Raw genomic sequence first — 11,245 nt, forward strand, 5'->3', positions numbered from 1 at the left:
TAAAATGTAGGATGCATCTGCCCATACGATTCTTTGGACATCACGCTTCGTGTGAAAAACCTGCTTTTTTTTCGAGATGCAATTTTTCGTCGAGAACGCTTTGAGCGATACCGCCGTCAACAACGGTAAAAAGATGGGTCTTGTTACCATCTTTATAAACATAAGGCGTGACAGGTTTAGCAGCGACTTCGGGGAGGATCGTACGGCTCCAACCAGGGGCAGGAAGCTGTCGTTCATTGATCAATTGATGTGCCCATATGGCAAGAAACAAGACGAAGACAATGGTGAGTGGAATGAGCCATCTTATAGCGTTCTTTGTTTTATTCATAAAATAACCCCCCAACAAAGCCCATTATAAATGATAGGAAATTTAGAAGGAATAGTAATTTTTAAATTTATGAAACAGCATTTCTTTGGTTTGCCTGCCCAAAAATTAAGCTATATACTGAAAATACAAAAGAGGAGATAATTTAAAGTGGATTTGGACTTTTTCATCGGCTTATTCAAAATTATTCTTATTAATATTGTTTTAAGTGGAGACAACGCGGTCGTCATTGCACTTGCCTGCAGACGTCTGCCGATCGAACAGCAGCGAAAAGCGGTGTTTTGGGGAAGCTTCGGTGCCGTCGCTTTACGTGTCGTTCTGACCTTTGTTGCCGTTGAACTTCTTCAAGTGCCTTTTTTAAAAATCGTCGGGGGCTTACTGTTAATTTATATCGCTGTCAACCTGTTGAAAGGTGATGAAGAAACGGACCTAAAAGCGAGCGCCACATTTCTTGGCGCTGTGCGCACCATTATCATTGCCGATCTCGTCATGAGCCTTGATAATGTCGTGGCGGTGGCAGGTGCTGCGGGGAATAATATTTTATTGATTATTGTCGGGTTAGCCATCAGCATCCCGCTGATTATTTGGGGCAGCCAACTCCTCATGAAACTCATGAATCGCTTCCCGATCATCGTGATTCTCGGGGCAGCGCTTCTCGGTTACACGGCTGGGGAAATGATGGTCGGAGATGATGCTGTCGCGCATTGGGCGGAGAAGGTTGGTTGGCCAGCCGAAATCGGTTTTCCAGTTATTTTGGCGGTTCTGGTTGTAGCCATCGGCGAGTATTTAAAGAAAAAATATAAAGAAAAGACCCAAGAAACCCAAGAATGAGGGGACATTTTATGAACCATGATCGTTTTCCACTTGAGGCTGGCATTACCCGCCTTCAAGAGGCTTTAAACAGCGGGGAATGGACCAGTGAGAAGCTTGTCCACTATTATATGGAAAGAATCGCACGTTACAATGAAACGATCAATGCCGTATTGGAAATCAACCCCGATGCAGAATTCATTGCTAGCGCCCTCGACGCTGAGCGCGCTCATCAGGGACCGCGGGGTGTGCTTCATGGCATTCCGATTTTATTAAAAGATAACATCGATACGGGGGATCGCATGCACACGAGCGCCGGGTCGGTAGCCCTAAAGGATTCCATTGCTGCAAGCGACGCTTATGTTGTCAAAAAGCTCCGAGAGGCAGGATGTGTGCTACTCGGAAAAGTGAACATGACGGAATGGGCGAATTTCATGAGTGACCACATGCCAAGCGGGTATAGCTCCCGCGGCGGACAAGTGCAAAACCCATATGGTCCGGGGCTCTTTGACGTCGGCGGCTCGAGTTCGGGAGCTGGAGCTGCGGTTGCCGCTAATTTTGCGGCCGCTGCTATAGGTACAGAAACGTCCGGGTCGATTTTAAATCCCGCCAGCCAAAATAATATTGTCGGCATCAAACCGACGATTGGCCTTGTGAGCCGTTCAAGCATCATTCCGATAGCCCACAGCCAAGATACGGCTGGCCCGATGGCCCGCACCGTTCGGGATTGCGCGATCTTATTAAATGCGTTGGTCGGGGAGGACAGACAAGATCCGGTTACAAAACTTGCAACCTATTATGCCGAAAAAGATTATACGGATTTCCTACACATCGATGGCCTAAAAGGCAAGCGCATTGGGGTTGCACGTTCGCGTTTTTATGATGAACTTCCGGAAGATGTGTTAAAGAAAATGGACGCGGCTTTTCAAATCATGAGAGATTTAGGCGCGGAAGTCATCGATCCCGTGGAGATCCCTTATGCTGACGCGGAAGAAAACATCGATGTTCTCATCTATGAGTTTAAACCGGCTTTAAATGCTTATTTGAGTAAACTTGCGCCACATGTCCCCGTTCACAGTTTGCGTGATTTGGTTGCTTATAATGGAGAAAATGCCGAACGCGCTCTGCGATATGGCCAGTCCTTGCTTGAAGCTTCTGAAATGACGAGTGGGACGCTAGCGGATTCGGCTTATCTTCAAGCCCGCCGGAATGATTTGCGCTATGCGCGTTCCGGCATCGATCGCGTCATGACCGAGAACAACCTGGACGCGCTTGCTTTTTATTCGAGTCGCGGTGCCGGTATTGCCGCGAAGGCCGGGTATCCGTCGATTTGCGTACCGGGTGGCTTTACTTCCGCGGGGGAGCCGGTCGGCTTGACCTTTACGGCCCGTGCCTTTGAAGAAGGGAAACTTATTGAAATGGCCTATAGTTTTGAACAAGCTACCTCTTTCCGGAAAGCACCGATTTTGTAACTAAAGGGAATGGGGGGAGTCCCATGGAATCCATGGAAAAAGCGATGTCGGTTCGGCGCACTTTGGATAAAGTGACGGAAAACGGATGGATTCATACGGAAGACATGGTCGCTTCCGAATGGCCGCTTACAATTAATGTAAATGGTCTAGAGGCAGCAACCCTAGTATGCTCCCCCTCCCATGTCAGAGAATTAGTCATTGGTTTCTTGGCGTCAGAAGGGATTATTCGCAGCGCAGAGGACTGCTTAGATATAACATTCAATGAAAGCCAAGGGTATGCCTACGTCACCGTAAAAGGCGACGTCAAGGCCGCTCTTGAAAGAGGCCAACGCCGTTTTATCGGTTCCTGTTGCGGCAAAAGCCGACAGTTTTATTTGCAAAACGATGCCTATACCGCAAGGACCGTCTATACAAACACGTGCATCACGCCGGCACAATGTTTCGCTTTAATGGAGGAATTGAAAAACCGCTCCGATGTATTTAATGAAACCGGCGGCGTCCATAACGCAGCGTATTGCCATCCGGATCGTTTGATATGTATCAGATCAGACATCGGCCGGCATAATGCATTGGATAAGTTGTATGGCTTTTTATTAGAAAATCGTCTCCAAACCAAATTGGGGGTCCTCGCTTTCAGCGGTCGCATTTCTTCCGAGATCATCCTTAAGGCAGCGAAGATGGGGATCGGCATTGTCTTATCGAAAGCAGCACCGACAGATCTAGCTTTGGAGCTGGCTGATGAGTTAAACATCACTGCCATTGGGTTTATTCGGAACGGCAGCATGAACATTTATACACACAAAGAACGCGTGGCAGGCCCATACGCCAATGGTTTGTAATGTCCCCCTTTTTTGACGCCAAGAAAACATAAATTTTATAATAATAGATGATTTGTATCTTGAAAGATAAGGATGGTCGGCGGATGGAACACAAAACGTTTTTAGACGATCGGAAAAATGGGAAAATGGCCCCGACACCGAAAACGGCTAAATGCATTGCCTCCAATCACGAAAACAAAAATCGGTTCCTCATGCCGATATCTTATAAAAACCTTTCATTGGATAAGGCGCGGGCCATTCTTTTTGAAGTTTTAAAAACAATTCCAAAAATGACGGTTGACCGCGATGAAGGGCAATATCTCCATGCGGTCGCTAAAACTTTCATCGCTGAGTTTTTGCATGATGTTGAATTCTTTTTTGATGAAGAAAAAAAGGAATTGCATTTCCGTTCGGCGTCACGCTTTGGATGGACGGATTTCGGAGCGAATAAAAGACGCATGCAAGCCGTCGTGTCACGATTTTTGCAATTGGCTGAGGCGTCCGATGCCGATGCTTTCGCCATGGATTAAGCCGCTCGCTTTCCAAGGCAATCGTTTGTCGGTTGAATTGCTACATCACCTTGATTTGAAAATGGAAACGGAAACGTTAGGGGGCGTATTCTTTCGTGTTTAAACTCTTTACAGTTCTGGGAGCACTGAACGCCTTTTTATCCATTGCTTTAGGCGCATTCGGAGCCCATGGTCTGAAGGATAAGCTGAATGCTTACTATATGGACATCTATCATACGGGCGTTCAATACCATATGATGCATGCGATCGGGCTTTTAATCGTCGGCCTTTTGGCGGAGCGCCTGAGCTCACAAGCTGGGCTTCTTGGTTGGGCCGGTTGGCTAATGTTTGTTGGGATTGTCCTTTTCTCGGGTAGTCTCTATGCGTTAAGCGTGACAAAAATCGGTGTCCTTGGCGCCATCACACCGGTTGGCGGTGTTCTTTTTCTCGTTTCCTGGCTTTTGGTTGTCATTAGTGTCATCCGCGCATAGGTTGTCTAAAGTGGAGGTAAAAATTTTGGACAGGGGTTTTAAACTTCGCTGCCCTAATGCCTCCCTGAAAAATGTTTGGCTTTCATACGAGTAAAAGAAAAATCGGCGCGCGTTGTACCTATCCGGAACAACGGCGCCTTTATTTTCGGTTCTCAGGCAAAGGGATAAGAATAGTTAATCGGCCCTTGGAAAGTGACATAATCTAAGTAAATGAGCGGGAGCAGGTAACGGGTACCGGTTTTGTTGTCATTGATAATAACATGATCTCTCCCGGCCGCTTCGATTTCTCCCCTAAATGCTTTGGACTGCGCTCCGCCTTCATGTTCAAACGTCATGTATACGGTAGCGACCTTCTCCAAATTCATGCGTAAAATGTTTTCAATATAAGATTGCTGCATGGCTGGAAGCGGAACTGCGCCCTGTTGCGGCGAGATAGGTGTACCTCCAGGTGTAAAAGGGGTCGATGCGGAAAAACCGGGATACCCTTGATACGGTGGTGTCATCGTTTGTTGAACAGGGGTGACGGTACCGTAATAAGGGGGGGCAGTATAAGACGAAGGCCCCGTGTGCATTTGCCCAGTGTGGGGTTGCCCAGTGTAGGGCTGTCCAGTGTAAGTCCCGCCGGGCGGTTGTTGTCTATAAAGAGGCCGCTGGTTATAGGATGGGGCTTGTTGTTCGTTTTTCCCTTGCCCGAGGTTTTGGTTTTCGTTCGCCAACTTGATCCCTCCAAACTAAAATAGTCTCATGCATTCCCCTTTCACGTTAAGGCTCTATGCCCATATTTATGTTCATCACAGGCTGTTTATGATAAGAGAATGCGTACTATAAAACTTGGCCCAAGCTTGAGCCATGGTGCTCAATACTGGCCGGACAAATGATTAGAGCTTCTTACCAGTATAAAAAAAGACATCCCATAAGAGGATGTCATTAGCCCATGACTTTTATATATTATTCAACAGCCAGCATTTGTGCTAATTTTTCTTTTGACAAAATGGTGCCGACATAAAAAGGTCCGAATTCACCGTATTTGGCACTAACTTCGTCAAACCGCATTTCGTAGACGAGTTTTTTGAATTGCAGCACATCATCGGCAAATAGGGTGACTCCCCATTCCCAATCATCAAAACCGACGGAGCCGGTGATGATTTGTTTGACCTTCCCAGCATAACGGCGGCCGATGAGACCATGGCTTTTCATCATCTCACGGCGTTCTTCCATCGTCAACATATACCAGTTTTCACCTGGTGCCCGCCGCTTGTCCATCGGATAGAAACAAAGATAATGGGTGTTTGGCAACTTCGGATAAAGCCGAGCTTTAATCCGCGGATGCTCGTACGGGTCTCCTTCCACTTGGGAAGCAAGATAGTTGCTGAGTTCGACGACCGATACGTAAGAATAACTCGGCACGGTAAAATCAGCAAATCTTGTTTTGTTAAACGCCGTTTTGATCTCATTCAGTTCATCCATGGTCGGCCGCATCCACATGAACATGATGTCGGCTTTTTGTCCGGCAATGGCGTAAAAAGCGAAGCTGCCTTCTTGCGCTTCAGAATTTTGATGCCATTTATCCAGCCATCCATTGACTTCATCGATCGCTTTTTGACGTTCGTCACTTGTGAGCTGTTTCCAAGCCGCCCAGTCGATGGTGCGGAAATCATGCAAACAATACCAACCGTCAAGGGTTTCAACCGCATCGGACATTCCCATCACTCCTCGCTTAAGACAACGTTCCTTTTCCACATCTATATTATCTTTTTAAGACCCGGAAACGCAAATAGCGAGCTAGCCTGTCACAAATTCGGCAAGATTACACCTTTCATAAGCGTTGAAATTTGGTGGGGGTTTTCTGGCAAGCCTGCCATCGCTATCTCAGGGATTTGGGTTTACTAGAGCGAAAATGCGTTCACTTGAAATGCCCGATTTTTTCAAACGCCTTTCGGTTTCTTTCCACCATGCGGGCATAATCAGTGGTAAAACGTTCGGCTTCGTCGGCAGTCAGCGAGGAGGATACGAGCTTAGCCCCCATTGCCTCATGCAGGTTCTTTAATAATTGCGGAATGGAAAGCGCCTTTCCGGTGAGCTCAGAAAGTGAAGCCATGACTTCCGGCTGGATGGCAGGATAAGTGAATTTCGTCTCAGCGCCGTTCATTGCCGCGCGGTAAAAATCGCGAATCAGCTCGGCGCGTTCACCGCCGCTTCCCGTGACACAAAGATAGATTTGAACGGCAATGCCTTTTCTAAGTCTTCTCTGTGAAATCCCGGCAAATTTTTTCCCATGCACGCTTAAGTCAAAGCGCCCAGGACAATAGGATCCGACAATTTCGCCATCCTCAATGGGTAATTGATAGGGCGCTAACATTTTTCGGATTAACGCGACCATGGCTTCAAAACCTTCATCAATGGAAAGATGTCGGTCTTTTTCGGATAAGATAAGCGAAAGATTGAGCACGCCCGGATCTAAGACGACGGCAAGTCCGCCGGAACTTCTTGCTATATAGCGATAACCCCGTTCCGTTAAAAGTTCCAACCCGCATTTTAGATGCGGCAGGCGCGTATCTTGAATGCCCAAGGAAATCGTTCGGTCGTGGACCCAGCCCCTAATGACGGGTGGTGAGATCCCTTTACCGACCGATTCGCAGAGACAATCGTCAATGGCAAACGAGGCTTTGGCATCAAAGGATGACCCAAGCGTCGTTTGATCAATCCAGCGCCACTTTGGTTCGTTCAGTACATCCATCATGTTTTTCACCTTATCAGGAGTTTTATCTGTCTTATTTTAACACTTTTCGCACCCGTAGACGCGATAATTCTTCTAAACCCCGTTTCATAAATCATGCGGACGCGATATAATAAAAGACAAGTTAAGACAGGATGTGAGTCGTTATGACAAAGCCTTTTGAACCGCTCGATGAAGAGAAAGTCTTTAAAGACCCGGTCCATCATTACATACATGTCTATGAACGGTTGATTTGGGATTTAATCGGAACGAAGGAATTTCAAAGGCTGCGCCGGATTCGCCAACTTGGTACGACTTACTTGACTTTTCATGGAGCAGAGCACAGCCGCTTTAGCCATTCGCTCGGCGTTTACGAAATTACGCGTCGGATTATTGAAGGGTTTGAAGCCCGAGATGAATGGGATCCGTCGGAAAAGCTCATCTGCCTTTCCGCCGCTTTGCTGCATGATGTCGGCCACGGTCCGTTTTCCCATTCATTTGAAAAAGTGTTTGGCACGGATCATGAAAATTTTACCCGCTCAATCATTTTGGGCGATACGGAGATTCATGCTGTTTTAGAGAGAATGGGGGCGGATTTTCCCGAAAAAGTCGCCGATGTCATCGCAAAAACGTATGAAAACAAACTTGTTGTCAGTTTAATTTCCAGCCAAATTGATGCGGATCGCATGGATTATTTGCTGCGCGATGCGTATTACACCGGTGTCAGCTACGGCCATTTTGACTTAGAGCGGATTTGGCGCGTGATGCGCCAGAGGGAGGATCAGGTCGTTTTCAAAAGAAGCGGCATGCATGCTGTTGAAGACTATATCATGAGCCGATATCAAATGTATTGGCAAGTCTATTTCCATCCTGTCACAAGAAGCGCCGAAGTCATCCTTCGAAAAATTTTGCATCGGGCGAAGTTCTTATATCAATCGGGTTATTCCTTCCAAGTTGAGCCGACCTTGCTGATCCCGCTTTTCCGGGAAGATATGACCTTACAGGATTATCTTAAATTGGATGAATCCGTTATACTTTATTATTTTTCAATTTGGCAAGATGAGGCCGATCCGATTCTTAGCGACCTTTGTTCCAGATTTGTGAATCGGCGGTTGTTCAAATATACGGAATATGTTCCAACGAATTATGAAGTGTATGCGGAATTGAGAAATGCTTTTAAAAAGGCGGGCATTGACCCTGAATACTATCTTGTTGTTGATTCATCATCGGATTTGCCCTACGACTTTTACCGGCCAGGAGAAGAGGGCGAACGCCTTCCGATCAATCTTTTAATGCCAGACGGCTCACTCCGTGAATTGTCGCGCGAGTCGGATGTGGTCGAAGCGATTTCGGGGAAAAAACGCACCGACCATAAGCTTTATTATCCAGCGGACTTTGTCTATGATCTATCGACACATCGAAAAATTAAACAACGGATGATTGAACTATTAAACTAGTTGGGGGGATTGGGCATGTTGGAGGATCATGCAAAATTGCTCCGGTTAATTCAATACGCTGGGGAAGTCACTGGGCGCAAGAAACTGCAAAAAATCTTATACATATTAAAGAAATTAGATTTTCCATTTCGGGAAAAATACGAGTTTCATTTTTATGGCCCTTATTCAGAGGAATTAAGCTTGCAAATTGAGGAACTTTGCAACTTGAATCTACTGTCGGAAGTCAGAGAGGACAAAGGCGGTTATCATCAATACCGATATAGTTTGACGCAAGAAGGCGAGCGTTTTCTTTCATATTATGAGCTACAGATGGACGGGCTAAAAGATTTAACCGGAGAACTGAACGCACAAAGTTCTCGTTTTCTGGAACTCGTCTCCACCTTGCTCTTCTTTGATGACTTGCCGCGCGACTTGTTGATCGAAAAAGTGAAAGTGGTCAAGCAGAAGCAAAATTACAGTGACGAGGAGATCGAGTCTGCACTAACCTATATTGAACATTTACAAACCACCCGCTCCGTCAGTTAAATCATAGCCAGCCGCGAATTTCCTGAGGCGGTATGGCAAACAAGAAAAAATCTGGTGTTCGCCGGTTTCTTAAGGCTAGCGCGGAGTAAAAACAAGCTTGGGACAAACAGGCTGACTGCGCCTCAAAAATATAAGGTTGGGAAAAAAGGGTATATTTGTTGACCGCGTCCTCAAATTAACCTCGTATCACTCTAAAAGTGGTACGGGGTTTTTGGTTTAGTAATGGGGACTAATTTTTTGGAATTGGCTTATTGGTTGAATGGGTTATGGGTTAAGCGCCGCAGAGCGTTAAAGGATAATGAAGGATTGACAGCGAATAAGTTTATCTATGGATAGTATCTTTCAGGAGGGATGCACAATGCACATTACTGTGATCGGTGCCGGCGGGATTGGAACGTATTTCGGGCTGCGGATGCAAGAAGCAGGCTGTGATGTCACTTTTTTAGTGCGGGAAAAAAGAGCCCAACAAATCCGTGAAAAAGGATTGAAAATTTTTAGCCCGCGCGGCGATTTAACATGTGAACGGCCGAAAGTCGTGACGAATCCCGAAGACATCGAAAGTGTCGATGTCGCGGTGTTAGCCGTAAAAGGCTATCACTTGCCAGGCATGGAATCGACGATAAAAACTTTGGTGGAAAAGGGAGCGTATATTCTTCCGTTTTTAAACGGTGTGGAACATCTATCATGGCTGGAGGAAATCGCTGGCAAAGACCATCTGCTCGGCGGTGTCGCCTATATTGTCGCTGCGTTAAATGACGATGGCCACGTCATCCATACTGGAAATCAGCATACGTTCCTTTATGGCGCTTTGACAGAACAAGGCGAGGATGCATGCCAAAAGTTAAAAGAGGTTCGGAAAGTGAACATGGGTCTTGCTTATAGTGAGCACATTGAGCGGGACATGTGGCAGAAATATGTCTTTATTAGTGCGTTTTCGGGCTTAACGACGTCCACCCGTCTTGCAATTGGAGGGATCAGAAAGTCGGAACCGACACTGCAACTCGGGGAAAAAATCTTAGAGGAAATGGGCGCGTTAGCCAAAGCGTGCGGTGTCACACTTCCGGATGTTTCTAAAGCGGGCTTTGAGATGCTGAAGGCTTTTCCAGATGAAGCAACCTCTTCGATGCATCAAGACTTAATACACGGCCGCCCGCTCGAAGTGGAGCACTTATTCGGCGGGGCACTGCGGCTGGCAGAGCGGCATGGCTTAAAACTCCCGCACATTGAAACGATTTATGCAATTTTAAAACCTCATGAGGCTGGTAAAATGGAAGCGTAAAGTCCATATTCCTCGCCATCAGTTATGTCCGAGTAGCCCCAACCTTTATGCCTTGAACGCGAGTGGCAGGAGGCTGTTGCGATATGTTAATATAAGCATATCAAAAGGCAGATCGATGTCCTGCCTTCGGTTTTTATAAAGGAGGTTACAGGATGGCGGACATTTTTAATAATAAGAACTCGGGTTTTAATATATTGAGCGGCAATTCCACATCCGGGCACGGTGGGTTTGGTGTCGGAACCATTAACTTGGATAACATCTCCCCGATTATCATTGATACGGTTGAAAAAACGGCTACGGTGGATATGGGTGCGCTACACGCGAGGAGCCAAGTCGAACGGCGCATCCGGTTTACGACCAACCGCGAGGATTCAGAAGGTGGCAAGAAATACTGGCTGGTGTGGCTCCTTACAGAACGCGGGAAAGACGGGCCCTACTATGCCGGTGCCGGTGCGTCCGAGATGGTGATCAACCGAGAAAAGAAACGCGGGTATAAGATTCTGGCTGACCATGTCAATAAAATGGATAAGGCTTTAAAACATAAAGTGGTCTTGGATGAGATGGATGTCGAATCAAAACGCGTTTTGAAGGAATTTTTGATGAATCACGACGCCGGCATGTGGGAGCGCGCTCACGAAGATTTGAAAAAGCAACTCGATGTATAGGGGATTATTTGACGGTTTTTTGAACTTTTTTTGAAAACCTTGTGTCAAACCACGCCGAGACGTAAACTAAAATTAACCACGCATATTGCTAGGACACAAAAACCCCGGGCTTGCCCGGGGTTTTTGTTTGGGGTCAGTCCCCCATTTGTTTAAAGTGTGAAAGTAAAAATTACGTATT

The 11,245-nt window shown here is 46.5% G+C and carries 13 protein-coding genes; 9 read left to right on the plus strand and 4 right to left on the minus strand.

From position 1 onward, the window contains the following. Positions 1–40 precede the first annotated feature (40 nt). Positions 41–328: a hypothetical protein gene (locus tag H532_RS0101315; protein ID WP_027723959.1), complete on the minus strand. Its 288-nt coding sequence runs from the start codon at positions 326–328 to the stop codon at positions 41–43. Between the two features lie 147 nt (positions 329–475). Here H532_RS0101315 and H532_RS0101320 point away from each other — a divergent pair, with 147 nt between their 5' ends. The 5 genes from H532_RS0101320 (at position 476) to H532_RS0101345 (ending at position 4,425) form a co-directional block, all read left to right on the plus strand. Beyond that, positions 476–1,156, plus strand: coding sequence for a TerC family protein (locus tag H532_RS0101320; protein WP_027723960.1), 681 nt, complete (start codon positions 476–478; stop codon positions 1,154–1,156). Between the two features lie 11 nt (positions 1,157–1,167). Beyond that, positions 1,168–2,607, plus strand: coding sequence for an amidase family protein (locus H532_RS0101325; protein ID WP_027723961.1), 1,440 nt, complete (start codon positions 1,168–1,170; stop codon positions 2,605–2,607). Between the two features lie 23 nt (positions 2,608–2,630). Next, positions 2,631–3,446 (plus strand): formate dehydrogenase accessory sulfurtransferase FdhD, encoded by an 816-nt coding sequence (gene fdhD / locus H532_RS0101330; RefSeq protein WP_027723962.1) that lies wholly within the window; start codon positions 2,631–2,633, stop codon positions 3,444–3,446. Between the two features lie 83 nt (positions 3,447–3,529). Further along, positions 3,530–3,955 (plus strand): DUF1499 domain-containing protein, encoded by a 426-nt coding sequence (locus H532_RS0101335; RefSeq protein WP_027723963.1) that lies wholly within the window; start codon positions 3,530–3,532, stop codon positions 3,953–3,955. Between the two features lie 95 nt (positions 3,956–4,050). Beyond that, entirely contained in the window at positions 4,051–4,425 is a 375-nt protein-coding gene (locus H532_RS0101345; protein ID WP_027723964.1) for a DUF423 domain-containing protein, read from the plus strand. A gap of 152 nt (positions 4,426–4,577) precedes the next feature. Here the strand turns inward: H532_RS0101345 and gerQ are convergent, their stop codons facing one another. The 3 genes from gerQ to lipL form a co-directional block, all read right to left on the minus strand. Then, positions 4,578–5,141 (minus strand): spore coat protein GerQ, encoded by a 564-nt coding sequence (gene gerQ, locus H532_RS17550; RefSeq protein ID WP_038111300.1) that lies wholly within the window; start codon positions 5,139–5,141, stop codon positions 4,578–4,580. A gap of 232 nt (positions 5,142–5,373) precedes the next feature. After that, on the minus strand, positions 5,374–6,126 hold the full coding sequence (gene hemQ, locus H532_RS0101355) for a hydrogen peroxide-dependent heme synthase (protein ID WP_027723965.1): 753 nt from the start codon (positions 6,124–6,126) through the stop codon (positions 5,374–5,376). A 202-nt stretch (positions 6,127–6,328) separates the two neighbouring features. Beyond that, positions 6,329–7,165 carry an octanoyl-[GcvH]:protein N-octanoyltransferase gene (gene lipL / locus H532_RS0101360; protein WP_483855304.1) on the minus strand — a complete coding sequence of 279 codons (837 nt, stop codon included), beginning with the start codon at positions 7,163–7,165 and terminating at the stop codon, positions 6,329–6,331. Between the two features lie 143 nt (positions 7,166–7,308). Here lipL and H532_RS0101365 point away from each other — a divergent pair, with 143 nt between their 5' ends. The 4 genes from H532_RS0101365 (at position 7,309) to H532_RS0101385 (ending at position 11,067) form a co-directional block, all read left to right on the plus strand. Beyond that, positions 7,309–8,598, plus strand: a complete 1,290-nt coding sequence (locus H532_RS0101365) for an HD domain-containing protein (RefSeq protein WP_027723967.1) — start codon at positions 7,309–7,311, stop codon at positions 8,596–8,598. A gap of 15 nt (positions 8,599–8,613) precedes the next feature. Then, complete coding sequence (locus H532_RS0101370) at positions 8,614–9,123, plus strand: YwgA family protein (protein ID WP_027723968.1); 510 nt, start codon at positions 8,614–8,616, stop codon at positions 9,121–9,123. Positions 9,124–9,481: 358 nt separating this feature from the next. Then, positions 9,482–10,402 (plus strand): ketopantoate reductase family protein, encoded by a 921-nt coding sequence (locus tag H532_RS0101380; RefSeq protein WP_038111267.1) that lies wholly within the window; start codon positions 9,482–9,484, stop codon positions 10,400–10,402. A gap of 152 nt (positions 10,403–10,554) precedes the next feature. Further along, positions 10,555–11,067: a YwhD family protein gene (locus H532_RS0101385; protein WP_027723970.1), complete on the plus strand. Its 513-nt coding sequence runs from the start codon at positions 10,555–10,557 to the stop codon at positions 11,065–11,067. The last annotated feature ends 178 nt before the right edge of the window (positions 11,068–11,245 follow it).

The sequence above is a fragment of the Tuberibacillus calidus DSM 17572 genome (assembly GCF_000430685.1).
GTDB classification, from domain to species: domain Bacteria; phylum Bacillota; class Bacilli; order Bacillales; family Sporolactobacillaceae; genus Tuberibacillus; species Tuberibacillus calidus.

Coding starts and splice junctions, on each gene's coding strand:
- H532_RS0101365 (WP_027723967.1), top strand. CDS start 7,309: ATGACAAAGCCTTTTGAACCGCTCGATGAAGAGAAAGTCTTTAAAGAC.
- H532_RS0101315 (WP_027723959.1), bottom strand. CDS start 328: ATGAATAAAACAAAGAACGCTATAAGATGGCTCATTCCACTCACCATT.
- lipL (WP_483855304.1), bottom strand. CDS start 7,165: ATGATGGATGTACTGAACGAACCAAAGTGGCGCTGGATTGATCAAACG.
- H532_RS0101380 (WP_038111267.1), top strand. CDS start 9,482: ATGCACATTACTGTGATCGGTGCCGGCGGGATTGGAACGTATTTCGGG.
- H532_RS0101370 (WP_027723968.1), top strand. CDS start 8,614: ATGTTGGAGGATCATGCAAAATTGCTCCGGTTAATTCAATACGCTGGG.
- hemQ (WP_027723965.1), bottom strand. CDS start 6,126: ATGTCCGATGCGGTTGAAACCCTTGACGGTTGGTATTGTTTGCATGAT.
- fdhD (WP_027723962.1), top strand. CDS start 2,631: ATGGAATCCATGGAAAAAGCGATGTCGGTTCGGCGCACTTTGGATAAA.
- H532_RS0101325 (WP_027723961.1), top strand. CDS start 1,168: ATGAACCATGATCGTTTTCCACTTGAGGCTGGCATTACCCGCCTTCAA.
- H532_RS0101385 (WP_027723970.1), top strand. CDS start 10,555: ATGGCGGACATTTTTAATAATAAGAACTCGGGTTTTAATATATTGAGC.
- H532_RS0101335 (WP_027723963.1), top strand. CDS start 3,530: ATGGAACACAAAACGTTTTTAGACGATCGGAAAAATGGGAAAATGGCC.